The organism is Allorhizobium paknamense, assembly GCF_030815125.1.
Lineage (GTDB): Bacteria > Pseudomonadota > Alphaproteobacteria > Rhizobiales > Rhizobiaceae > Allorhizobium > Allorhizobium paknamense.
Map to the genome: position 1 here is coordinate 22,225 of NZ_JAUSWH010000007.1, position 25,155 is coordinate 47,379.

Here is a 25,155-nt window from a genome sequence, read left to right on the forward strand (position 1 = left end):
CGGGCTCCGGGTTGGAATTTGCCAGCCTGCGGCTCCATCACAACACCATCAGGAAACCGACGACATGTCCACACGTCTGGCAGATGCTCGTATCCTCATGTACAGTCACGATACCTTCGGCCTGGGCCATCTGCGCCGCTGCCGGACCATTGCCCATTCGCTCGTCGAGGATTATCGCGGCTTGCAGGTGCTGATCATCTCCGGCGCCACCATTGCCGGCGCCTTTGATTATCGGGCGCGGGTGGACTTCGTGAAGATCCCCAGCGTCATCAAGCTGCGCAACGGCGAATATACCTCGATGGACCGGCACATCGATCTTCAGGAAACCCTGAAGATGCGCCAGTCGATCATTCGGCATACGGCGGAAAGCTTCCAGCCGGACATGATGATCATCGACAAGGAACCGCTCGGTCTGCGCGGCGAGGTGGAAGAGACGCTCACCTATCTGAAGACGCGCGGCACCAATCTGGTGCTTGGTCTGCGCGACGTCATGGATGCGCCGCATCTTCTCGACGCCGAATGGAAGCGCAAGGATGTGATGGGCAAGATCGGCCAGCTCTATGACGATATCTGGGTCTATGGGCCGCCGGATTTCTACGATCCGCTGACCGGTCTCGACGTGCCGGTCTCGGTGCGCAACAAGATGCACTTTGTCGGCTTTCTGCAACGCAAATGTTCGCCGTCGCGGCGGGCAAAGGCCATGCGTGACGATTACCTGCTGGTGACGACCGGCGGCGGCGGCGATGGCGCGGATCTGGTGCGGCACGTCATTGCCGCCTATGAAGCCGATCCGACCCTGACGCAAAAGGCGCTGGTGGTGCTGGGGCCCTATATGCCCGCCGAACAGCGGCGGTCGTTCCTGCAGGCAGCTGCGGGGCATCCGCACCTGCAGCTCATAGAATTCGACAATCGCATGGAAGACCTGATTGCAGGTGCCCGCGCCGTGGTGGCCATGGGCGGTTACAACACCTATTGCGAAATCCTCTCCTTCGACAAGCCGGCGCTGATCGTGCCGCGCACCGAACCGCGCCAGGAGCAATTGATCCGCGCCAGCCGTGCCGAGGAACTGGGGCTGGTGGCGATGGTCCGGGACGGGGAGGCCGCCGACAGCCTGCGCTTTGCCGAGGCGATCAAGGCGGTGCTGAAGCGCCCGCCGCCATCCGAGAGCGCGCCGGGCTTGCATCTTGAGGGGCTGACCCATATTTCCCGCATCGTGGCGGAGCGGCTGAAGACGCGCCGTGGCGGCCATCTGAGCCTCGTGCAGGGATAAATTGTGCAGAACAAACAGAAGATCGTGGTCCTCCTGAAGGGCTATCCGCGCCTGTCGGAAACCTTCATTGCCCAGGAATTGCTGGGTCTGGAAAAGGCCGGGCTTTCGCTGGAACTGGTGGCCATGCGCCGTCCGACCGACAAGAAGCGCCATCCCGTTCACGATGAGATCGTCGCCCCGGTGCGCTATTTGCCGGAATATCTGCACGAAGAACCGCTGCGGGTCATGAAGGCGCTGTGGAGAGTGCGGCGTCTGCCGGGCTTTACCAGGGCGTTTGAGCAGTTTCGCAAGGATCTGCCGCGCGATTTCAGCCGCAACCGCTTCCGCCGCTTCGGTCAGGCGGCCGTGCTGATGGCCGAATGGCCGGAGGATGCGGGCTGGCTGCATGCGCATTTCATCCACACCCCTGCCTCCGTTGCGCTCTATGCCAGCCTGATCGGCGGGCTCGGCTGGTCCGTTTCGGCCCATGCCAAGGATATCTGGACCTCTGCGGATTGGGATCTTGCCGAAAAGCTGGCCCTGGCCGATTGGGCGGTCACCTGCACCAGGGCCGGTTATGAGCAACTCGATCGCCTCTCCGGCACGCGCCATAATGTGCATCTCTCCTATCACGGTCTCGATCTGGACCGTTTCCCGGCCTTCGAGGGGAAACGCAGTGGACGCGACGGCGCGGACCCGGCGGATCCGGTGCGGCTTTTCAGTGTCGGGCGGGCGGTGAAGAAGAAGGGCTATGACGTGTTGCTGAAGGCGCTTGCCGCCTTGCCAGCCGACCTTCACTGGCGCTTCACGCATATTGGCGGTGGGGATGAACTCACGCGCCTGAAGGCGCTGGCTGAAAGCCTGAAGATTGCCGACCGGATCGTCTGGAAAGGCAGCATGGATCAGCGCGAGGTGCTCGACCATTACCGGGAGAGCGATCTCTTCTGCCTCGCCTGCCGCATCACCGCCGATGGCGACCGCGATGGCCTGCCGAATGTGCTGGTGGAAGCGGCAAGCCAGGGCCTGATGGCCGTCAGCACCACGGTGTCCGGTATTTCCGAACTGTTTGCCGATGGCGACAATGCCCTGCTCGTCGCCTCCGAGGATGTCGCCGCGCTCTCTGCGGCGCTGGAAAAGGCAATGCGCAATCCGGCGCTGCGCCATGGCCTCGGTGCTGCCGCCGAAAGCCGGGTGCGACGGGATTTCGACTATCGCAACAGCATTCGCGATTTGATGCGGCTCTTTGCCACCCGCCCTGCGGCTGCGAAAGAGCAGACAGCCGACAGATAGGCAGATGAAAAACCTTGTGTTAACAAGGGCGTCCATGGATCAGCGTCTGTCTTGATCGGAGCCCTACAGCATGAATGGCGAAAAGCGCCGCATTTTCTTTTATGTACAGCACCTGCTCGGCATCGGCCATCTGGCGCGGGCCAGCCGTATTGCAGGCGCCATGGTCGAGGCGGGCTTTGCCGTGACGATGGTGACCGGTGGCGCGCCGGTCAAGGGCTTTCCGGGACCGGGTATCGAGCATGTGCAATTGCCGCCGGTGTTGAGCGCCGATGGCGGCTTTTCAGGTCTCGTCGATGACAAGGGCCAGCCCGTTGACGCCGCTTTCGAGGCCGCACGCGCCCGCTTGCTGATCGCCGCCTTCGAGGCGGTCAGGCCAGATGCCGTGATCATCGAAGCCTTTCCCTTTGGCCGCCGTCAGGTGCGTTTCGAACTGCTGCCGCTGCTCGATGCCGTGGCCGCCGCCCATCCCAGGCCGCTGCTCTTCACCTCGATCCGCGATATTCTTCAGGAAAACCGCAAGCCGGGCCGGGACCGGGAGACGGTCGATCTGGTTCAGGCGCATTTCGATGGCGTGCTGGTGCATGGCGATCCGCATTTCGTACGGCTGGAAGAGACCTTTCCACTGGCGCGGGAGATCGCCGACAAGATCCTCTATACCGGCCTTGTTGCGCCGCCGGAGCCTGAGCCATCGGAAGATCGCTTCGATATCGTCGTCTCCGCAGGCGGAGGCGCCGTGGGCGGCAAGCTGATTTCGGCAGCACTGGAAGCGTCCCTGCTGCTTGGCGGCGACGATCGCTGGTGTGTGATTTCCGGTCCCAACCTGCCGGAGGCGGAGTTCCAGCAATTTCAGGCAAAGACCGAGGGGAGGGTGGCGCTTTATCGTTTCCGCCCGGATTTCCCAAGCCTGTTGCCGCAGGCGCGCCTTTCCATCTCGCAGGCGGGCTATAACACGGTTTGCGATCTCTTGCGGGCGCGCTGCCCGTCCCTGCTCATTCCCTTTGCCGCTGGCGGCGAGACGGAACAGAGCCTGCGGGCCGAAAAGCTGGAGGCGGCAGGGCTTGCCAGGGTGCTGAAGGAGGACGGGCTGACAGCAGAGGCCATGGCGGAGGCCATCACGGCTGCCAGGGCCTTGCAGTTCCCACCATCGCTCTCCGTCTCGCTGGATGGCGCGGCAGAAACCGCCCGGCTAGTGGGTGAGCGGATATCCTAAAGCCTGTCGCGCAAAAGTGTGCAGCGGTTTTGCGATAACGACATGCGTTAAAACAACAGCTTAAAGCTCAAGCTCCCGGTAGTGCTCCCGATACCATTCCACCGTCGCCTTCACCCCGTCGATCAGGGAGGTTGACGGCTTCTGGCCGGTGAGGCCCAGAAGCAGGTCCGGGCTTGCAAAGGTGCGCGGCACATCGCCCTTCTGCATCGGCAGCATGGTGCGTTTCGCAGGCGCGCCCATCACCTGTTCCAGGGTCTCGATGAAGTCCATCAGCGCCACCGGCTCGCCACCACCGATATTGACGATGCGGAACGGCGCATTATGCGACAGCGTGTCGACCCCGGCGACGCGATTGTCTTCCGAAGGCGCGATGCCGGAAAGCCGGATGACGGACTCGATCAGGTCATCGATATAGGTGAAATCCCGGCTCATCTGGCCTTCCCCGTAGATCTCGATGGGATCGCCTGCCAGCATCGCCTTCATGAACTTGAACAGGGCCATGTCCGGCCGCCCCCAGGGGCCATAGACCGTGAAGAAGCGGAAGGCGGTGGTGGGCACCTTGTAGAGATGGGCATAGCTGTGCGCCATCAACTCCATGCCTTTCTTGCTGGCGGCATAGAAGGTCATGGGTTCGTCGGCCCGGTCCAGTTCCCGGAAAGGTACATCCGGATTGGCGCCATAGATCGAGGAGGTGGAGGCCAGCATCAGATGGCCGATGCCGATCTGCCGGGCGATATCGATGATGTTCCAGGAGCCGACAAGATTGGAATCCAGATAGGCCTTCGGATTTTCCAGGCTGTAGCGCACCCCGGCCTGGGCAGCGAGATGGATGATGACATCAGGCTTCGCGGCCTCGATGGCCTTTTCCAGCACGGCCCGATCTTCCAGCATGGCGGTAACGCCGGTAAAGGCCGGGAACTGGGTGAGACCCGCCACCCGCGCCTCCTTGAGGCGCAGATTGTAATAGGCGGTCATGCCGTCATAGCCGGTGACCTGATGGCCTTCCTGCAAAAGCCTGCGGGCCAGGTGAAAGCCGATAAAGCCTGCGGTGCCGGTGATGAAATAGCGCACGAACCAGACATCCTGAAACTGAGGCAGTGGCAGGCACCGCCGGAAAAGGGTTCGGCATTCCGCATCTTGAGATACGGAATGCCGTGGGAAACAGGGTGCTTCCTACCCTCTTTTGCGGTCTGGGAAAACCGCTTTCATGGATTTGCAGGCAGATGATCAGGCCGCCGCGCGGCGGGCCTTTTCCTCGCTGAGCTTGAACTGGTTGACGAGGCTCATCAACTCATCGGCCTCGTCGGCCAGTTGCCGGGTTGCCGCATTGGTTTCCTCGACCATGGCGGCGTTGCGCTGGGTCATCTGATCCATGCCGTTGACGGAGGCATTGACCTCGCCCAGGGCCGTGGCCTGATCGCGGCTGGCGACGACGATGGCTTCCACACGGTTGGAGACGCTGACGATCTTGGCTGAGATTTCCGCCAGCACAGCACCGGTGCGCTGCACCAGTTCCGAGCCCGAAGCCACTTCCGTGCTGGATTTGTGGATCAGGTCCTTGATCTGCTGCGCGGCCCCGGCCGAACGTTGCGCAAGCTCGCGCACCTCCTGGGCAACGACGGCAAAGCCCTTGCCCGCTTCGCCGGCCCGTGCAGCCTCGATCCCGGCATTCAGCGCCAGAAGATTGGTCTGGAAGGCAATCTCATCGATGACGTCGATGATCTGTACGATCTGCCCGGAGGCATCTTCGATCCGGCCCATGGCATTGATCGCATCCGTGACCACCCGGGAAGACGTATCGGCTGCCGTCTTGGTTTCGCCGACGATGCGGTTGGCCTCCTCGGCCTGGGCGGCGGAGGATTTCACGGTGGCGGTGATTTCCGCCACGGCCGCAGCCGTTTCTTCCAGCGAGGCTGCCTGCTGCTCGGTGCGCTTGGCGAGATCGTCGGCGGCGGAGCTCATTTCGGCGGCATTGCGCTGGATCATGAAGGTGTTGGAGCGGATCTGCGTCATCGTTTCCTGCAAGCGCGTCAGCGATGCGTTGAAATCGTTGCGCAATTGCTCCAGCCGTCCATGGAAGGGCGTGTCGATGGTGACCGAAATGTCGCCATTGGCCAGACGGCCAAGGCCGGACGCCAGCGCGTTGACGGCAAATTCGATCTGGCGGTCGATATCCTGCTTTTCCTGATCGTTGCGGCGGCGCTGCTCCTCGGCTTCGGCGCGTTCGGCCTCGCTGCGCTGTTCGATCTCGATCTTGGACAGGGCGTTCTGCTTGAAGACACCGAGCGCGCGGGCCATTTCGCCGATTTCGTCCACCCGGGCCTCGCCATTGATGCGCGTATCCAGCACACCTTCCGCCAGCCGCCGCATGGCGGCGGTGATCTGGCCGATCGGACCCTTGAAGGTGAGCACGAGGCCGATACCTGCAAAGATCGAGATCAGGATGCCGAGCGCGGTCGCGCCGATGGAGATGGAGTTGGCGTCACGCCGCTCTTCTCCGGCGCTGACCTTCTGCATTTCCGCAAAATTGGTCAGCTGCTTCCAGATCTTGTCCAGGTCGGCGCGGGCATTGGCAAAATTCTGCGCGCGGTCGAGGCTGGTCTTGACCAGCATACGGCTGGTGGCGTCCATCGTGTCCACGGCATCGGAAGTGGCGCTGCTGATCTTCTTCAGCGTCTCCGCCGAAGCGCCATCGACGTCCAGGCCGTCCAGCGCCTTGCGCATGGTGTTGAATTCCTGCACCAGCCGCTTCATGTTTTCATCCGTCGGCGTCAGCATGAAGCGTGCCGTCATGATCTGGATGCCATAGCCGGAATTGATGACGATCCGGCCCGCATTCACCACGGCCTGTGCCTGTTCCAGCGGCTTGTCCAGTTCGCCGAATTTGGCGGTGGCGTCTTTCATCTTCTGCTGGGCGGCCAGGTTGAGATAGGCGGAAAGCTGGGTGAAATTGCGCAGCTTCACGCCGATCGCATCGACGGTCTCCTGCGACTTGTCGCCGGTGGCGATGATGTCGCCGAGGTCCTTGACGATGGTTTCGACCGTCTTGGCGGCGGATTTGTTCTTTTCCGGCAGGGCCACGGCCAGAACCCGCTGCTTGATCTTCAGGTCGGAGAGATTGTCCGCCACCAGCGCGAATTTTTCCTCCGGCGTCTGGAGCTTGCCGTATTTGCTGTTCAGATCGCTCAGTGCGGCGGCTGTCAGGGTGATACGGTCGGCATCGCGCAGCATCTGTTTGGCATTGGTTTCGTCATCCTGCACGGAGCGCTGCACCTGCTTCATCGCCTCGGTCAGGTTGACGCCGGAATTGACGATGATGCTCAGGTTCTTCTGCATCTCCTTGATCAGCGATGCTTCCGTTTCGTGGATGGACCAGAGTGTGTCCATGCGGCTCGTCACCTGATCGACGGAAGCGGCTGCCTGCTCCAGCTCTGCCCGGCCCTCGGCGTCGGGAGAAAGCTGGCCGAGCGTGGCCTTCAGCACCTGCTGCTGTTCCTTCAGCTTGCCGGTCACCGCGTCCCGGCTGGCTACAGTGGTTTCATCCAGAAAGGCGGTCATCGCGGCAGAGACATCGCGAAAGCCGCTCAGGGATTGCAAGACGCTGTTGGAGATCTCGATGCGGCCCTGCAACAGGCCGGAAGCATAGAGCCCGGTAAAGCCGACGGCACTGATGCTGAGCACGAAGGGCAGGATAAAGATGAGCACCTTCGTCTGGATACGGAACCGTGACAGCAATCGATCAATAAACATAAGGTTTCATCCTCCATCGGCGGGTAGCGCACTGAGGCAGGACCGCCGTCAATTCTCACGTATTCCGGCGAGGGCTTTCACCCCTTCCTCCCCGGATGGTGACCAATGCCAATCCAAGACCGGCTGGCATGATTTCCGTCTCGGATATCCCGCACCCCCTCGCACTTCCTCATGGCGCGATGGCACGTTTCGCCCTCCTGCAGGCGCAATCATTGCGCGGATGGGCCGACAACCCCGGAATTTCACTGTGATTTATGGCATCCCTCCGTTAAGATGGATTTAACTGGTCCGTCAGCGTCGCTCTTTCCTTACCTTTGAAAATACAGCGGTCTGCCCACCGGAATTTGGCTTGTGCCTTGGCCTTTCGCCGTTTTATAGGAGCCTCATCCTGCCCCGCCCGCGACCCTCGGACGCTCGCGATCGGGCGGTGTCGCCCGTCAAGATCCGGAGTGTCTTCGTGCTCAAGGCCTATGGTATTCGCGCTTCGGCGCTCGGAGCGCCGGTGATCATGCAGATCGGCATGGTGATGTTTGCGCTGAATGACGCCATGGCGAAAGCACTGGTGGCGGATTACGGGCTGGGTCAGGTGGTGGTGCTGCGCAGCCTTGCAGCGCTGCTCATTTTGCTGCCCTTTCTCTGGCGGGATGGGTTCAGCCCCATTCTGCGGGTGGAAAAGCCGTGGATGCAGTTCGCCCGTGTGTTCTGCTCCACCGTGGAAATCATTGCCTTCTATTTTGCGGTTCGCGCGCTGCCGCTGGCCGATGTCATGACCTACTGGCTGGCATCGCCCATCTATGTGGCGGCGGCCTCGCCGTTTCTTCTGGGCGAAAAGCTGGGGTGGCGGCGCATCAGCGCCATTCTGCTGGGTTTTGTCGGTGTTCTCATCACCCTCAACCCTTCGGCGGCCATGTTTACGCCCGCCGCCAGCATTTCTATTATCGGCAGTGCCGCCTTTGCCTTCATGATGCTGTCTGGCCGCAGCCTGCGGGGCACGCCGGATCGGTTCCTGGTGCTGTTTCAGGTGGTTGCGGCGTTGATCGGCGGGCTGATCTTCGCACCCTTCGATTGGACGCCGATTGCTTCGGTCACCGATTTTGCCATGCTTGGCCTTCTGGGCATCGTGGCCATGGCCGCGCACATCCTGGTCAACCGTGCCCTGAAAATGGCGGATGCTGCGGTCGTCGCGCCTCTGCAATATACGCTTCTGTTATGGGCGGTTATCTTTGGCTGGCTGTTCTTTGGCGATGTCCCGAAGGCCAGTATGATGATCGGCGCCGCCCTGATCATCGCCTCGGGTCTGTTCATCTTCTTCCGGGAACGGCAGTTGCAGAAGCCCGAGACCGTGCTGCCCGCCATCCCCGAATGATTGGGATCGATGTTAGAGCGCTTTTCGATCGGATTGAAGCAGATCGAAAAGCGCTCTAACATTTTCTTTTGGAAGCATAATCTGATCGATCCTCGTTTCACTCCGGTCGGATTATGCTCTAGGGATGCGGCCTGCTCAAAACAAAAGCGGCGCTGCACAGAAGGACTACCCCTACGCCAAGCTTGACGAAGGCCGGGGCATGGGAGGTGGCCATCATCGCCGCAAAGCTGATGGCCATCACGGTCACGGCTATGATCTTTGCCTTTTTCGAGATGGCGCCCTGCTTGCGCCAGTCGATCAGCGGCTGACCGAAACGCGGATGATCCAGCAGCCATTGTTCGAAGCGCGGCGAGGAGCGGGCAAAAAGGGCTGCGGCCAGAATCATGAAAGGCGTGGTGGGCAAAAGCGGCACGAAAATACCGACAATACCCACGCCGACAAAGAACCAGCCCAGAGCCATCAGGATCAGTCGCATCATCTTCCGTCCCGGAACGCGTCGAAGCAAAAAGCCATGACCGTTGCCGATCATGGCTTTTTGCTCGGACTTTTTCCAGACAGGCTGAGAGTATTGTCCCGAGAAAACCGGTTCCCACTTTTCCTGGAAACACTTTGGTCAATCAGCTTTTGTGCGCTGTCACGGCTGCGTCATAGGCGGCGACCAGCGTCTTGGCCTTTGCCTTGACGGTTTCTGCCTTGTCTCCGGGCTTGTACAGGCTGGTGCCGATGCCGAAGGCGCGGGCGCCTGCCTTCAGATAGTCGCCGAAATTACTTTCGCCGACGCCGCCGACCGCGCCCAGCGGAATATGGGGCGGCATGATGGCCTTGATGGCGGCAATGCCACTGGGGCCGAGTACGCTGGCCGGGAAGAACTTGATGGCGGAGGCGCCGGCCTTGACGGCGGCCAGCGCTTCGGTGGGCGTGAAGGCGCCGGGCATGGAGACCATGCCGAGGCGCGCCGCCTGGCCAATGACGGCGGGATCGGTATTGGGCGTCACGAGAAGATTGCCGCCCACGCCATGCAGTCGCTCGACATCGGAAACTTCCAGCACCGTGCCCGCGCCGATCAGCACGGAGGAGGGGGCGAGTTTGCGGGCCTTTTCGATGGACAGGAAGGGTTCCGGTGAGTTGAGCGGCACTTCGATGGCCTCGAAGCCTTCTTCGAGAAGGGCGGAAACCACGCTTTCAATATCGGCGGGCGTAATGCCGCGCAGGATGGCAACCAGTTCACGCTGCAGTTGCGGCCAGATGACGGGAGTAGTGTTCATGGACAAATCCTAAACCTCGATAAAGAGTTTCCGGGCGGCGGCAAACAGGCCGTGCCGCACGAGGGCGCTGCCATCGAGCGGGCTTGCATCGGCACCAGCCAGATGCAAAGCTCTGGCATAAAGCGCCGAAAGCTTGGGCGAGGCAACGATATGCACCGTCTTGCCGCCTGCAAAGAATTCCCGCATGCCCGCGATTTCCGCGCCGATCAGCAGGCCCGACAAGCGGCTGGCTGCTTCATTCTCCGCCGGTGTCGAGAGAAGACCGGCGGCACGGATGGAAAACAGGCTGGTGGTCAGCGAAAAAGTGGGGGCGAAGGCATCGAGCACGGCGTGATCGAAGGCTGCTTCATTCAGGTCGCTTGCGCCGCCGGGCATGGAGAGCCTGAGGATGGACTGCTTGCTGATGAGGTCGAAAACCTCACCGGTCATGGCGGTGCGGAAACGCCTGACGACACCCTCTTCCAGATCCACCCATTTGCAATGGGTGCCGGGCATGCAGATGACGCCGGTTTCAATGCCCCCGGCAATCACGCCGGCAAGCTGGGTTTCCTCGCCGCGCATCACGTCAAAGGGGCCGGTTTGCTTCTGGCAGAGGCCTGGCAGGATATGCACCGGGCGGCGCGCCTCGGGAGAGACGGTATAACGGTAAAGATCGGAAAGCGCCGTCGGCGTTTCCACATAGGGCGCTTCCAGCCATCCCGCCCGGGCGCCAGCCATGCCCGCGATGATCACGGGCAGGGAAAGAGGCGCGTTCAGCGCCTCCAGATGTTCTTCCAGTACGGCGGCAAAGCGGTTTTCCGCCGCGCAGGCCGACATGCCGTCCGCCGACTGGCGTTCGCCGAGGATATTGCCCTCGCCATCCACCAGCCAGAGGCGGAAATTGCTCGTTCCCCAGTCTACCAGCGCCACAAAGGGGCTGGCGTCGGGAGAGGCCGCTGCCGTCATAAGTCAGGCCTCGCTTACTGAAGGTCTTCCGGCAGCAGGGCCACCGGCAGGTTCTGGTAGGAAACGGGCCGCAGGAAGCGACGGATGGCCATGGTGCCAACCGAGGTTGCGCCGAAATTGGTGGTGGCCGGGTAGGGGCCGCCATGCACCATGGCATCGCAGACCTCGACGCCGGTGGGGAAGCCATTGGCCAGCACGCGGCCTGCCTTGCGCTCCAGGATCGGCAGCAGGCGGCGGGCAACGGGGGCGTCGGCCTCATCCATCTGCAGCGTCGCGGTGAGCTGGCCTTCGAAGCTGCGGGCGAGCTTCACCATTTCGTCCTCGTCCTTCACCGTCACCAGAATGCCGAGCGGTCCGAAGACTTCCTCACCCAGCACATGGTTTGCCAGCCAGTTTTCGCCGGTGGTGGCGAAGAGATAGGGCGTGGCATTGCGCAGGTCGCACGTGGTGGTCAGCACGGAGCGAACGCCTGCGGTCGCCTCGATGCGAGACGCCCCTTCGCGATAGGCATTGGCAATGCCATCGGTCAGCATGGTCTGGGCGTTGACGGCGGCAAGCGCGGTCTTGGCGGTGTCCAGGAAGGTTTCGGCTTCCGCGCCTTCCTGAATGATGGCAATGCCCGGATTGGTGCAGAACTGCCCGGCACCCATGGTCAGCGACCCGGCCCAGCCCTTGGCAATGGCCTCGCCGCGCGCCGTCACGGCGGCCGGCAGCAGGAACATCGGGTTGACGGAGCCCAGTTCGCCGAAGAAGGGGATGGGCTCTTCGCGGCGCACGCACAGATCGAACAGTGCGCGGCCACCGCGCAGCGAGCCGGTAAAGCCGACGGCGCGCGTCAGCTTGTGCAGGCAGATGGCTTCTCCCGTTTCGCGGTTGCCGCCCTGCACCAGCGAGAAGACGCCCGCGGGCAGGCCGCAGCGCTTGATGGCGGCATCAATGGCCTGGGCCACGATTTCCGACGTGCCGGGATGGGCTTCATGGCCCTTGACGACGACCGGGCAACCGGCGGCAAGCGCAGAGGCGGTATCGCCCCCAGCCGTCGAGAAGGCGAGCGGAAAATTGGAGGCGCCGAACACGCCGACCGGGCCGATCGGGCGCTGCATCAGGCGGATATCCGGGCGCGGCAGCGGCTGGCGATCCGGAAGCGCTTCGTCATGACGGCGGTCGAGATAGTCACCCTTGCGGATATGGGCGGCAAACAGCTTCAACTGGCCGGTGGTGCGGCCACGCTCCCCCACCAGACGGGCTTCCGGCAGGCCGGTTTCCTGCATGGCGATTTCGGTAATCTCAGTGCCGCGCGCATCGATTTCCTCGGCAATGGCTTCGAGGAATTTGGCGCGCTCTTCGCGGGAAGAGTAGCCGAAGGTTTCAAATGCGTTTTCAGCGGCTTGCAAGGCGCGGTCCACCAGCGCGGCAGAACCCTTGAAGAAGGTGCGGCTTTCGCCCGAAGCGGGGGACGAGGTGAAGGTTTCGCTGCCATCGACCCATTCGCCGGCGATCAGGTGTTTTCCGGTGAGGTTCAGCGTCATCCTGCTATCCTTTCAAATCAAAATCATTTCATGGAATGCCCGCCCTTGCGGGGCGGGCGGGGCGGGCCTGAGACCCTCTTATTCGATAAAGGCCTCGACCGTGTGACGTTCGCCGGTGAGGAAGGCGTCGGCCACCAATCGAAGCGGCTGGAAGTCGGCGTCGCTCCGGCGCGAACGGATAAGTTCGGCAAAGCGGCTGTAGATGCGCGCATATTCCCGATCCGGGCCTTCGACCTGAAGCTCACCATCGATATAAAGTTCCGCGCCGCCCTTTGCCAGTCTCAGCAGGCCGGAATTCGTCTCGACCACGATATCCCAGGTCTGCGGACCTTCCTGGCGCCAATCGAATTCGGCGTTGATCGGCGCGCCTTCGGCGCTCTTCATCTTCAGGCTGGCGGCAATCGGCTGCTGGCGGTTTTCCGGGAAGGCGAGCGAGGCCTTTTCCACGATGGTCTGGCCGGGAATGATGGCGGTGAGAATGGAAAGCGCATTGATGCCAGGATCGAAAACGCCGAAACCACCGGCTTCCCAGATCCAGGCCTGACCCGGATGCCAGCGGCGCACATCTTCCTTCCAGGTGATTTCCACCTTGCGGATCGTCTTGCCGTCCAGCCATTGCCGCGCCGGTTCGACACCATTGGCAAAACGCGAATGCCAGGTGGCGAACAGCACCACGCCCGCCTTTTCCGCCAGTTCGCGCAGTGCTTCCGCCTCGCCGATGGTGGCGGCGGGCGGCTTTTCCATCAGCACGTCAAAGCCGCTGGCAATGGCTTTTTTGGCCATCTCGAAACGCACATCCGGCGGCGTGCAGAGGGAAATGGCGCGAATATCCCGGCGCTTTTCCAGAAATTCGTCATAGCTTGTGAAGTTGTCCGCGCCGTCGATCCTGCCGTTGCGGCTGATGGCGACGGTGATGTCGAAATCGGCACCCTCGGCGCAGGAGGGAATGTGCTGGTCGCGGGCGATCTTGCCAACGCCGGCAAGCGCCAGTGCGATGCGAGAAGGGGTGGTCATAGGTTTTCCTGACAAACGGCTCATCGAAAAAGGGCGCGCTGTCTGGCGCGCCCCGTTGGTTGTTAGAGCGTTTCATGGAAACGCTCTAACGTTTTTTTTACGCATTTCCGGACGGAAAACCGGTTTCCACTTTTCCTGGAAATGCTTCAATGCGAATCCTTGCCCACGGGCGCGCCGCGGCAGCCCTTGAGGAAGTCGAAGTCCGCACCGGTGTCAGCCCCTTCCACATGGTCGTGGAACAGCTTGGCATAGCCGCTGGCAGGCGCTTCCACCGAAGGCCGCCAGTCGGCCAGACGGTGCTGCAATTCTTCCTCGGAAATATCGAGATGCACCTTGCGGGCATCGACGTCGATTTCGATGAAGTCGCCATCGCGGACGATGGCGAGCGGACCGCCGCGCGCCGCTTCCGGCGAGGTATGCAGGAGAACCGTACCATAGGCGGTGCCGGACATGCGGGCATCGGAAATGCGCACCATGTCGGTAATGCCCTTGCGCAGCACCTTGGGCGGCAGGCCCATATTGCCCACTTCCGCCATGCCCGGATAACCGCGCGGACCGCAATTCTTCAGCACCATGACGCAGGTTTCGTCGATGTCGAGCGCCTCGTCATTGATCTTCGCCTTGTAGTCGTCGATGTCTTCAAAGACCACGGCGCGGCCGCGATGCTTCATCAGATGCGCAGAGGCGGCAGAGGGCTTCAGCACACAGCCCTTCGGTGCCAGATTGCCGCGCAGAACGACGATACCGCCATGCTGGGTCAGCGCCTTTTCAACCGGCAGGATGACATCCTCGTTCCAGTTGCGGACATCCTTGACCTCATCCCAGATCGTCTCGCCGGAAACGGTGATGGCATCCTTGTGGAGCTTGCCAGCCTCGCCAAGACGCTTGATCACCACCGGCAGGCCACCCGCATAGAAGAACTCTTCCATCAGATATTTGCCGGAGGGCATGAGGTTGACGATCGTGGGAATGTCGCGGCCGAGGCGGTCCCAGTCATCGAGCGATAGATCGATGCCGACACGGCCTGCCATGGCCAGCAGATGCACCACGGCATTGGTGGAGCCGCCGATGGCGCCGTTGACGCGGATGGCGTTTTCAAACGCTTCTTTAGTCATGATGTCGGAGGGCTTCAGGTCGTCCTTGACCATCTGCACGATGCGGCGGCCCGAAAGCTGCGCCATGACGCGGCGGCGGCTGTCGACGGCGGGGATTGCGGCATTGCCGGAGAGCGCCATGCCCAGCGCCTCGACCATGGAGGCCATGGTGGAGGCGGTGCCCATGGTGTTGCAGGTGCCGGTGGAGCGCGACATCGAGGCTTCGGCTTCCAGGAATTCTTCCTGGGTCATCTCGCCGGCCTTGACGGCCTCGGAGAACTTCCACAGATGCGTGCCGGAACCGACGCGCTCGCCGCGGAAATAGCCGTTCAGCATCGGCCCGCCGGTCACGACGATCGAAGGCAGGTCGGTGGAGGCGGCGGCCATGACCAGAGACGGCGTGGTCTTGTCGCAACCGACCAGGAGAACTGCGCCATCGATCGGCTGGCCGCGCATGGCTTCCTCGACAGCAAGGGCTGCAAGGTTGCGATACATCATCGCGGTCGGGCGGAAGGTGTTTTCCGAGGCCGAGAACACCGGGATCTCGACCGGAAAGCCACCGGCTTCCCAGACGCCCGCCTTCACCTTCTCCGCCAGTTCGCGCAGATGGCCGTTGCAGGGGGTCATGTCCGACCAGGTGTTGAGAATGCCGATGACCGGGCGGCCATCGAACAGATCATGCGGATAGCCCTGATTCTTCATCCAGCCGCGGTGATAGATGGTATCGCGCGAATTGCCGCCATACCAGGACTGGGAGCGGAGCTTGCGGGGCCAGGGTTTTGGTGTGAAACCACTCATGGCGTTTCTTTCCCATGGTTTGGTGGAGCAGCTTCTGCCGCCCCGTTTTTTAAAGCGTCTTGATGGTGAGGGGCTGTGCAGCCGCGATTTTCAGCGGGTTCTGCAAGGGCAGGCCGAATTCCGGGGCGCTGACTTCGAACACATCGCCTTCCTCGGTCTTGAAACCATCGGCGAAGGACAGCGTGGCCGTGCCGAACATGTGTGCGTGCAGATCGCCCGGCTGGCAGAACAGGCCATACTTGAAGTGATGATATTCCAGGTTGGCGATGGTGTGCGACATGTTGTTTTCGCCGGACAGGAACGGCTTTTCCCAGACCGTCTTGCCGCCGCGCAGGATTTTCGACGTGCCACCGACATGGGCTGGCAGGTCGCCGATCAGCATTTCCGGGCCGAAGGAGGCCGGGCGCAGCTTGGAATGGGCAAGATAGAGATAGTTGATCTTTTCCGTCACATGATCGGAAAATTCATTGGCCAATGAAAAACCGAGGCGCACCGGATTGCCTGCGGTATCGATAACATAAAAGCCCGCAATTTCCGGTTCCTCGCCGCCATCCAGGGCAAAGGAGGGCGAAACGAGCGGCTCGCCGGGCGCAATGGCGTTGACGCCGGTGCCCTTGTAGAACCATTCCGGCTGCACGCCGGTTTCGCCGGCCTTGGGCTTGCCGCCCTCGAGACCCATGCGGAACATCTTCATGCTGTCGCTCATGCCGGCGGTATCGGCATGCATGCTGTCGCGGGCGGAAGCCGAGCCCGTATGGGTGAGGCCCGTACCGGTCAGGAACATATGGGCCGCGTCGGGATGGCGGATCGGACAATCCAGCTTGCCGGAAGCCGCAAGGGCGTTCAGGTCCACAGTCTCGCCGAGGCCGCGGGCGGCGACGAGGTCCTTGAGGCTCTGACCGGCTGCAATCGCCGCCAGGGCCAGATCATAGGTGGTGGAAGAGCCCTGAACCAGGCGCGCATCTTCCCCTTGCCGGCAGATGACCCCGCCAGCCTTGAGCTGTGACAGATACATGTTTCGTTTCCTTGATCGGGTGCTTTTTCATCCAGAAGCGGAAAAACACCCTTGCCTGTTTTTCACAGCGCCGGTTTGCGGGCCGCTTCGCCCGGCAATGGCTGCTGGTTTCAGTCTTGCTGCCGCATGTCACGTCAGCCTGGCGGGAGCGGCGATTGCCTTTGCGGGTTGACCGCCGCTTCCCCTGTCGCAAGACGCGCCGCTTGCGCCGCGCGTCGGGATCGGCTGCCGGTCAGGCAGCCTTGTTCTTGTTGTAGACGTCGAAGAACACGGCGGCGAGCAGCACCAGACCCTTGACCATCTGCTGATAGTCGATGCCGAGGCCGATGATCGACATGCCGTTGTTCATGACGCCCATGATGAAGGCGCCGATGACGGCACCGGTGATCTTGCCGACGCCGCCGGAGGCAGACGCGCCGCCGATGAAACAGGCCGCGATGACGTCCAGTTCGAAGCCGACGCCAGCCTTCGGCGTTGCCGAGTTGAGGCGGGCCGCGACGATCATACCGGCAAGACCGGCCAGAACACCCATGTTCACGAAGGTCAGGAAGGTCAGGCGCTCGGTGTTGATGCCCGAGAGCTTGGTGGCCTTTTCATTGCCGCCCATGGCGTAGATGCGGCGGCCAATCGTCGTGCGGCGCGTGACGAAGGAGTAGAAGATGATCAGCGCCAGCATCACGATCAGCACGTTCGGCATGCCGCGATAGGTGGACAGCAGATAGCCGAGCAGCAGGACCGCACCGGAGACGATCAGGTTCTGCACCAGGAAGAAGGAGAAGGGCTCGACATCGATGCCGTGAGCCACATTCACCTGCCGGCGACGCCAGGCGAGCACGAACATGGTCACCGCTCCCACCACCGTCAGGATGATCGAAGTGGAGTGGATCGAGCCCATGTCGATGATGTCGGGGATGAAACCGGTGCTGATCAGCTGGAAATCGGCAGGGAAGGGGCCGATGTTCTTGTTGCCGAGCACGATATAGGTGAGACCGCGGAACACCAGCATGCCCGCCAGCGTCACGATGAAAGCCGGAATGCGGTGATAGGCCACCCAATAGCCCTGGGCGGCGCCGATCAGGCCACCGACGATCAGGCTGAGGATCAGCGCAGGCAGGAAGCCCATGCCGAGCTGGACCGTGAGCACCGCCGAGACGCCGCCGATGAAGCCGACGATCGAGCCGACCGACAGGTCGATATGGCCCGCCACGATGACCAGCAGCATGCCCAGCGCCATGACGACGATGAAGGAGTTCTGCAGGACCAGGTTGGTCAGGTTGACCGGTTTGAACAGAATGCCGCCCGTATAGATCTGGAAGAAGACCATGATCGCCACGAGCGCGATCAACATGCCGTATTCGCGGATGTTGGAGCGGATGTAGGATCCGATGGACACCACGTTCTGCTCTTCGGTGGGATGATTGACCGAACTCATTATTTCTTCTCCCCTGAGCGCATGATAGCGCGCATGATGCTTTCCTGGCTTGCTTCTTCCTTCGAAAGCTCGGCGACAATGCGCCCCTCGTTCATGACATAGATCCGGTCGCAGGTGCCGAGCAGTTCCGGCATTTCCGACGAGATCATCAGAACGCCTTTGCCATCGGCGGCAAGCTGGTTGATGATGCTGTAGATTTCGTATTTCGCGCCGACATCGATGCCGCGCGTCGGTTCGTCGAGAATCAGCACTTCCGGATCGGAGAAGAGCCATTTCGACAGCACGACCTTCTGCTGGTTGCCACCCGAAAGATTGACGGCTTCCTGATAGATGCCATGGGAGCGGATGCGCAGGCGCGAACGGTAATCGGTCGCGACCTTGGCTTCCTTGATGTCATCGATCACCGCACCGTTTGACACGCCCTGAAGATTGGCGAGCGAGGTGTTGTGCAGGATGTTGTCGGCAAGGATCAGGCCGAGATGCTTGCGGTCTTCCGTCACATAGGCGAGGCCGGCATCGATGGCCTTGCGCACCGTGCTGACATCGGCCTTCTTGCCGTCGACATAGGCGTCGCCGCTGATCCGGTGACCATAGGACTTGCCGAAGAGGCTCATGGCGAATTCGGTACGGCCCGCACCCATCAGACCTGCAATGCCCACAACTTCGCCCCGGCGCACCGTGACATTGATGTCGTGCAGAACCTGCCGTTCGCGATGCTGGTGATGAAAGGCGTTCCAGTTCTTTACTTCGAGAACGATGTCGCTGATCGGAACCGAGCGCGGCGGATAGCGGTCTTCGAGATCGCGGCCCACCATGTTGCGGATGATAACATCCTCGCTGACCTCTTCCTCGTGACAGTTCAAGGTCTTGACGGTCTGGCCGTCGCGCAGCACGGTGATCTGGTCGGCCACCTTGCGCACTTCGTTCAGCTTGTGCGTGATGATGATCGATGTGAGGCCCTGGTTTCTGAATTCCATCAGAAGGTTGAGCAGCGCATCGGAATCGGTTTCGTTGAGCGAGGCGGTCGGCTCGTCGAGAATGAGCAGCTTGACGCTCTTCGACAGCGCCTTGGCGATTTCCGTCAGCTGCTGTTTGCCCACCCCGATATCGGTGACCAGCGTCGAGGGCGATTCCTTCAAGCCAACCTTGGCGAGGAGTTCCTTCGTGCGCTTGTAGGTCTGTTCCCAGCTGATCACGCCGTTTGCGGCGATTTCATTGCCGAGGAAGATGTTTTCGGCGATGGACAGCTGCGGCACCAGCGCCAGTTCCTGGTGAATGATGACGATGCCGATTTCCTCACTGTCCTTCAGGACCTTGAAGTTGCGGACTTCGCCATCGAAGTGGATTTCTCCATCATAGGAGCCTGCCGGATAGACGCCGGACAGCACCTTCATAAGGGTCGACTTGCCGGCCCCGTTTTCGCCGACCAATGCATGAATTTCACCGCGGCGAACCTTGAGGTTCACGTTCGAGAGCGCTTTCACGCCCGGGAACGTCTTGGTGATGTTCCGCATTTCGAGAATTGTATCGGTCATCATGAAAATCCCACGCCACGGCCGCTTGAGCTGGCGGGCGAAACTCGATCAAAGCCGCTCTTTCCTTTTGGAAAGCCGGCGCATGGCCGAAGTTACCGTTTCAAGCGCGTCCTCACGAACGGATTATCCGTCCGGGACGCCGTCTTCGAAAAAAGCCGGGACAGGTTTCCCGTCCCGGCTTCCTGCCTGTTACTTCAGCTGCTCAGCCTTGTAGTAGCCGCTCTTCACGAGAACGTCTTCGACATTGGCCTTGGTCACGGCAACCGGCTTCAGCAGGTAGGACGGAACCACCTTCACGCCGTTGTCGTAGGTCTTGGTGTCGTTGACTTCCGGCTGCTTGCCTTCCATCAGCGCGTTGACCATGGAAACGGTAACCTTTGCGAGGTCGCGCGTATCCTTGAAGATGGTGGAGTACTGTTCGCCAGCCAGGATCGACTTGACGGACGGAACTTCAGCATCCTGACCGGAGATGACCGGCAGCGGCATGTCCTTGGAGCCATAACCTACGCCCTTGAGCGAGGAGATGATGCCGATGGAGATACCGTCATAGGGAGACAGAACGGCATTGACCTTGGCGTCGGTGTAGTAAGCCGACAGCAGGTTGTCCATGCGGGCCTGGGCCGTTGCCGGATCCCAACGCAGCGTACCGACCTTGTCCATGCCTTCCTGGCCAGACTTCACGACCAGCTTCTTGCTGTCGATGTAAGGCTGGAGAACCGACATGGCGCCGTTGTAGAAGAAGAAGGCGTTGTTGTCGTCCGGCGAGCCGCCGAACAGCTCGATGTTGAACGGACCCTTGCCGTCCTTGAGACCGAGGCCGTCAACGATGGTGGAAGCCTGCAGAACGCCGACCTGGAAGTTGTCGAAGGTGGCGTAGTAGTCGACATTGCCGCTGTCGCGGATCAGGCGGTCATAGGCAATGACCTTGATGCCGGCATCATGCGCCTTCTTCAGAACGTCGGAAAGCGTCGTGCCGTCGATGGCGGCGATGACGAGAACCTTCACGCCCTTGGTGACCATGTTCTCGATCTGCGAGAGCTGGTTCGGGATATCGTCGTCGGCATACTGCAGGTCAGTGCCGTAACCGGCTTCCTTCAGCTGCTTGACGATGTTGTTGCCGTCGTCGATCCACCGTGCGGAGGACTTGGTCGGCATTGCAATACCGACCGTCCCTTTTTCTGCCGCAAAGGCAGAGGAAGACAGAACGGCTGCGCCCATGGCGATGGACGCAAAAAGACTGACGAGTTTTTTCACGAGGAACCTCCCTTGGTTTCCGTGCGGCCCCAGCTCCTTCTGTTCGCCGCGAAGAATCCCGCAGGCCGGAAGCGGCCTGCCTGATCCAATGCCGGACTCTTATATCCCCTCATATATCATTCAAATGATTTATTTGACAAAGCATATGCCAATTTTGGTATATGGCTCATGTCGATTCTTCTTCCGCAGCGTCTTCAGACCAAACATTTCAGCCTGATCAAGGCAATTTCCGACATGGGCCAGATCAGTCTGGCGGCAGCGAGCCTTTCCATGACCCAGCCTGCGGCCTCCCGCATGCTGGCGGAAATCGAGCGCATTGTCGGCCTGCCGGTTTTCCAGCGCACCCCGAAAGGCATGGAGCCCACCGAGATTGGCGTTGCATTGTCGCGCCGGGCCGAAACGCTGATCGAGGAGATGCGCGAGGCGATGCGCGAAGTGGATGCCATCAAGCGCGGCGCTTCCGGCACGGTGCGTGTGGGAGCGGTCACGGGCGGGGCGTTGGGCTTCATCGTCCCGGCGGTCAGGGCGCTGAAATCGGAGTCCCGCACGGCGGAAATTCATGTGGATGTGGCGCCCAGCGGCGCATTGATCGGCAATCTTCTCTCCGGACAGTTCGATTTCGTGCTGGGCCGCATTCCGGTCGGGGTCGATGCGCGGCAGTTTCATATTCGCTATGCCTTGCCGGAGGAGGTGGACCTGATCGTGCACCAGACCCATCCGCTCGCCAATGTCGGCAAGCTCGGCATGGGAGATCTCCTGCATTTTCCCTGGGCCATGCAGGGGCCGGGGGCGCCCATGCGTCAGGCCGTGGAAAATGCCTTTGCCGAAGCGGGCACCGGCCTGCCCTCCGATGTGGTGAACACCACCTCGCTGCTGGTGATGATCGCCATGATCGCCACTTCCAATGCGATTGCGCCGGTCTCGCGCGAGGTCTCCGATCTCCTCTGCCGGCAGACGACGGGAGCGGGGCTTTGCCGCCTCGACATCCGCGTTCCCATCAATGTTCTACCCTATCATCTGATCAGTCTGAAAAGCCGGCGCATGTCGACGCTCGCCAGCCGTTTGCAGGATCTTGTGCTGCAACAGTTTTCTTCCCGTTGAAAAGCTGGGGGAACCCACGGTCGCGGCGTACCGGATTTGCTGATAACGGCTTGTTTTACTCCGCAATGCGCCCTTACAGTCACGTGAGGGGCATCGTGTCGCGGGGACGTCCGGCGGCAGAAGGTATAGGGTTCCGCTCAGGTTATTTTAAGGCATGTCCGGGCGAAGAGCCGCTGTGCAGCTTTCACCCGGCCCATGTTCAGAGGGTAGGAGGTTGCTTTGAGTGTGAAGATAGGCGCACCGCGCGAGATATTTGCCGGGGAAGCGCGGGTGGCGATGACGCCGGACAGTGCGCTTCAACTGCAAAAACTGGGATATGAGTGCCTGATCGAAGCGGGCGCGGGCAAGGCCGCAGGCTTTTCCGATGAAGCCTATGCGAAAGCGGGCGTCACGGTCGTCGAGGGGGCGGAAGCGCTTTTCGCCGCCGCCGATGTCATAGCGAAGGTGCGGCCGCCGGAAGCCTCCGAAGTGGATCGGCTTTCCTCCGGCAAGACGCTGATTTCCTTCTTCTATCCCGCCCAGAACAAGGAGCTTCTGGAGCAGGCCAAGGACAAGGGCGCCAATGTCATCGCCATGGATATGGTGCCACGCATCTCGCGCGCCCAGAAGATGGATGCGCTCTCGTCCATGGCCAATATCGCCGGTTACCGCGCCGTCATCGAGGCGGGGAACAATTTCGGCCGCTTCTTCACCGGACAGGTGACGGCGGCAGGCAAGATCCCGCCCGCCAAGGTGCTGGTCATCGGTGCCGGCGTGGCGGGTCTCGCCGCCGTCGGCACCAGCGTGTCGCTGGGTGCGATTACCTACGCCTTCGATGTGCGTCCGGAAGTGGCCGAGCAGATCGAAAGCATGGGTGCGGAATTCGTCTTCCTCGATTTCAAGGAGCAGCAGCAGGATGGCGCGGCCACCGGTGGCTATGCGGCGCCGTCTTCGCCGGAATTCCGCGAGGCGCAGCTGAAGAAGTTCCGGGAACTGGCGCCGGAGATCGATATCGTCATCACCACGGCGCTTATCCCGGGCCGGGACGCGCCGAAACTGTGGCTGGCGGACATGGTCGCCGCCATGAAGCCGGGTTCGGTGATCGTGGACCTTGCCGCCGAGCGCGGCGGCAATTGCGATCTGACGGTTGCCGATCAGCGCGTCGTTTCCGAGAACGGTGTGATCGTGATCGGTTACACCGACTTCCCGAGCCGCATGGCCACCCAGGCCTCGACGCTCTATTCCACCAATATCCGCCATATGATGACCGATCTGACGCCCGGCAAGGACGGCAAGCTCGTTCACAATATGGAAGACGATGTCATTCGCGGCGCAACCGTGACCTTCGAGGGGGCGATCACCTATCCGCCGCCGCCGCCCAAGGTGCAGGCCATTGCCGCCGCCAAGCCGAAGGAGAAGGTGAAGGAGCCGACGCCGGAGGAAAAGCGCGCCAAGGAGCTGGCCGATTTCAAGGCCCAGACCAAGAGCCAGGTTCTGCTGCTCGGCATCGGCACGCTGCTGATGCTGATCGTCGGCGCCTATGCGCCGACCAGTTTCATGAGCCATTTCATCGTTTTCGTGCTGGCCTGCTTCGTCGGTTTCCAGGTGATCTGGAATGTCAGCCATTCGCTGCACACGCCGCTGATGGCGGTGACGAATGCCATTTCCGGCATCGTCATTCTCGGGGCCTTGTTGCAGATCGGCTCCAGCAACTGGCTGGTGGTGATCCTGGCGGCACTGTCGGTTCTGATCGCCACGATCAACATCGTCGGCGGCTTCCTGGTGACACGGCGCATGCTCGCCATGTTCCAGAAGTCTTGAGCCGGGGAGGGGATTTGACATGACTATCGGTATCGTTTCGGCAGCCTATATCGCTGCTGCCGTTCTCTTCATCCTCTCGCTCGGCGGGCTTTCCGGCCAGGAAAGCGCCAAGCGCGCCGTGTGGTACGGCATTGTCGGCATGGGGCTGGCGGTTGTTGCCACGATTTTTGGTCCGGGCGTTGGCCACTGGTTCATCATCCTGCTGATGCTGGCGGGCGGCGCGGTGCTGGGGCACTTCGTGGCGAGCCGCGTACAAATGACGGAAATGCCGCAGCTCGTGGCGGCGCTGCACAGCTTCGTCGGTCTGGCTGCGGTCTTCATCGGTTACAACGCTCATATCGAGGAAGCCCATGTGGCGCGTCTCGATGAGGCGGCACGGGCTGGGCTGACCGGCTTTGCCGCCATTCTGGCGCACAAGCTGCCGGTGGAACTGGCCATCATGAAGGTGGAAGTCTTCCTCGGCGTCTTCATCGGCGCCGTCACCTTCACGGGTTCGGTCATCGCGTTCGGCAAGCTTGCCGGCAAGGTGGATGGCAAGGCCAAGAAGCTGCCGGGCGGCCATTACCTGAATGCCAGTGCAGCGATCCTCTCCTTCCTGCTGTTGCTGCTCTATTGCAACACCGGCACGGTCTGGGCGCTGATCCTGATGACGCTGCTCGCCTTCTTCATCGGCTATCACCTGATCATGGGCATTGGCGGCGCGGATATGCCTGTCGTCGTCTCCATGCTGAATTCCTATTCGGGCTGGGCGGCTGCGGCCATCGGCTTCTCGCTCGGCAATGACTTGCTGATTGTCACGGGCGCGCTGGTGGGCTCTTCGGGCGCGATCCTCTCCTATATCATGTGCAAGGCGATGAACCGCTCCTTCATCTCGGTCATCCTTGGCGGTTTCGGCACCACGACGGGCCCGGCCATGGAGATCACCGGCGAACAGATCGCCATCGATGCCGAAGGCGTGGCCAATGCGCTGAACGATGCCGATAGCATTATCTTCGTGCCGGGTTACGGCATGGCGGTGGCGCAGGCGCAGGGGGCTGTGTCCGAACTGACCCGCAAGCTGCGCGCGGCAGGCAAGACGGTGCGCTTCGCCATCCATCCGGTCGCAGGCCGTCTTCCCGGCCACATGAACGTGCTGCTGGCCGAAGCCAAGGTGCCCTATGACATCGTGATGGAAATGGACGAGATCAATGACGACTTCCCCGAAACGGATGTTGTCATCGTCATCGGCTCCAACGACATCGTCAACCCCGCTGCCGAAGAAGACCCCAACAGCCCGATCGCCGGCATGCCGGTGCTTCAGGTCTGGAAGGCCAAGCAGGTCTTCGTCTCCAAGCGCGGCCAGGGCACCGGCTATTCCGGCATCGAAAACCCGCTGTTCTATAAGGAAAACACGCGGATGTTCTATGGTGATGCGAAGAAGTCGATCAACGAACTGCTGCCGATGATCAAGTAGGATTTGGCAGGTTTGAGAGATGGAAAGCCGGGTGGAGACACTCGGCTTTTCTGCT

The 25,155-nt window shown here is 61.4% G+C and carries 19 protein-coding genes; 7 read left to right on the forward strand and 12 right to left on the reverse strand.

Annotated elements, in window-relative coordinates; genetic code table 11:
* Nucleotides 1-64 precede the first annotated feature (64 nt).
* From QO005_RS12250 to QO005_RS12260, 3 genes are all read left to right on the forward strand, one after another.
* Entirely contained in the window at nt 65-1,270 is a 1,206-nt protein-coding gene (locus QO005_RS12250) for a glycosyltransferase family protein (RefSeq protein ID WP_307158331.1), read from the forward strand.
* Between the two features lie 3 nt (nt 1,271-1,273).
* Complete coding sequence (locus QO005_RS12255; protein ID WP_307158332.1) at nt 1,274-2,539, forward strand: glycosyltransferase family 4 protein; 1,266 nt, start codon at nt 1,274-1,276, stop codon at nt 2,537-2,539.
* 70 nt (nt 2,540-2,609) lie between these two features.
* Nucleotides 2,610-3,749, forward strand: a complete 1,140-nt coding sequence (locus QO005_RS12260; RefSeq protein ID WP_307158333.1) for a glycosyltransferase family protein — start codon at nt 2,610-2,612, stop codon at nt 3,747-3,749.
* 60 nt (nt 3,750-3,809) lie between these two features.
* On the opposite strand, the gene QO005_RS12265 is transcribed toward QO005_RS12260, so the two are convergent.
* Nucleotides 3,810-4,820, reverse strand: a complete 1,011-nt coding sequence (locus QO005_RS12265) for an NAD-dependent epimerase/dehydratase family protein (protein ID WP_307158334.1) — start codon at nt 4,818-4,820, stop codon at nt 3,810-3,812.
* Between the two features lie 156 nt (nt 4,821-4,976).
* Entirely contained in the window at nt 4,977-7,499 is a 2,523-nt protein-coding gene (locus QO005_RS12270) for a methyl-accepting chemotaxis protein (protein WP_307158335.1), read from the reverse strand.
* Between the two features lie 508 nt (nt 7,500-8,007).
* Here QO005_RS12270 and QO005_RS12275 point away from each other — a divergent pair.
* Nucleotides 8,008-8,865, forward strand: a complete 858-nt coding sequence (locus QO005_RS12275; protein ID WP_307158498.1) for a DMT family transporter — start codon at nt 8,008-8,010, stop codon at nt 8,863-8,865.
* Nucleotides 8,866-8,983: 118 nt separating this feature from the next.
* On the opposite strand, the gene QO005_RS12280 is transcribed toward QO005_RS12275, so the two are convergent.
* From QO005_RS12280 to chvE, 10 genes are all read right to left on the reverse strand, one after another.
* Nucleotides 8,984-9,340 (reverse strand): YbaN family protein, encoded by a 357-nt coding sequence (locus QO005_RS12280; RefSeq protein WP_307158499.1) that lies wholly within the window; start codon nt 9,338-9,340, stop codon nt 8,984-8,986.
* Nucleotides 9,341-9,482: 142 nt separating this feature from the next.
* Nucleotides 9,483-10,130, reverse strand: coding sequence for a 2-dehydro-3-deoxy-6-phosphogalactonate aldolase (locus QO005_RS12285; protein ID WP_307158336.1), 648 nt, complete (start codon nt 10,128-10,130; stop codon nt 9,483-9,485).
* Between the two features lie 9 nt (nt 10,131-10,139).
* Entirely contained in the window at nt 10,140-11,075 is a 936-nt protein-coding gene (locus tag QO005_RS12290; RefSeq protein WP_307158337.1) for a 2-dehydro-3-deoxygalactonokinase, read from the reverse strand.
* Between the two features lie 14 nt (nt 11,076-11,089).
* Nucleotides 11,090-12,604 (reverse strand): aldehyde dehydrogenase (NADP(+)), encoded by a 1,515-nt coding sequence (locus QO005_RS12295; protein WP_307158338.1) that lies wholly within the window; start codon nt 12,602-12,604, stop codon nt 11,090-11,092.
* A gap of 78 nt (nt 12,605-12,682) precedes the next feature.
* Complete coding sequence (locus tag QO005_RS12300; RefSeq protein ID WP_307158339.1) at nt 12,683-13,618, reverse strand: Gfo/Idh/MocA family protein; 936 nt, start codon at nt 13,616-13,618, stop codon at nt 12,683-12,685.
* Between the two features lie 146 nt (nt 13,619-13,764).
* On the reverse strand, nt 13,765-15,510 hold the full coding sequence (araD, locus tag QO005_RS12305) for an L-arabinonate dehydratase (protein WP_307158340.1): 1,746 nt from the start codon (nt 15,508-15,510) through the stop codon (nt 13,765-13,767).
* A 49-nt stretch (nt 15,511-15,559) separates the two neighbouring features.
* Nucleotides 15,560-16,525 carry an AraD1 family protein gene (gene araD1 / locus QO005_RS12310; protein ID WP_307158341.1) on the reverse strand — a complete coding sequence of 322 codons (966 nt, stop codon included), beginning with the start codon at nt 16,523-16,525 and terminating at the stop codon, nt 15,560-15,562.
* A 232-nt stretch (nt 16,526-16,757) separates the two neighbouring features.
* The gene (gene mmsB / locus QO005_RS12315; RefSeq protein ID WP_307158342.1) at nt 16,758-17,957 is read right to left on the reverse strand and encodes a multiple monosaccharide ABC transporter permease; all 1,200 of its coding nucleotides are present in this window, start codon (nt 17,955-17,957) and stop codon (nt 16,758-16,760) included.
* On the reverse strand, nt 17,957-19,492 hold the full coding sequence (mmsA, locus tag QO005_RS12320; RefSeq protein ID WP_307158500.1) for a multiple monosaccharide ABC transporter ATP-binding protein: 1,536 nt from the start codon (nt 19,490-19,492) through the stop codon (nt 17,957-17,959). The genes mmsB and mmsA overlap by 1 nt, the downstream gene beginning before the upstream one ends.
* Nucleotides 19,493-19,681: 189 nt before the next feature.
* Entirely contained in the window at nt 19,682-20,746 is a 1,065-nt protein-coding gene (gene chvE / locus QO005_RS12325) for a multiple monosaccharide ABC transporter substrate-binding protein (RefSeq protein ID WP_307158343.1), read from the reverse strand.
* 168 nt (nt 20,747-20,914) lie between these two features.
* Here chvE and QO005_RS12330 point away from each other — a divergent pair, with 168 nt between their 5' ends.
* The 3 genes from QO005_RS12330 (at nt 20,915) to QO005_RS12340 (ending at nt 25,100) form a co-directional block, all read left to right on the forward strand.
* Nucleotides 20,915-21,847, forward strand: coding sequence for a LysR family transcriptional regulator (locus QO005_RS12330; protein WP_307158344.1), 933 nt, complete (start codon nt 20,915-20,917; stop codon nt 21,845-21,847).
* A gap of 225 nt (nt 21,848-22,072) precedes the next feature.
* Nucleotides 22,073-23,647 carry a Re/Si-specific NAD(P)(+) transhydrogenase subunit alpha gene (locus QO005_RS12335; protein WP_307158501.1) on the forward strand — a complete coding sequence of 525 codons (1,575 nt, stop codon included), beginning with the start codon at nt 22,073-22,075 and terminating at the stop codon, nt 23,645-23,647.
* 19 nt (nt 23,648-23,666) lie between these two features.
* Complete coding sequence (locus tag QO005_RS12340; protein ID WP_307158345.1) at nt 23,667-25,100, forward strand: NAD(P)(+) transhydrogenase (Re/Si-specific) subunit beta; 1,434 nt, start codon at nt 23,667-23,669, stop codon at nt 25,098-25,100.
* Nucleotides 25,101-25,155: the final 55 nt, after the last annotated feature.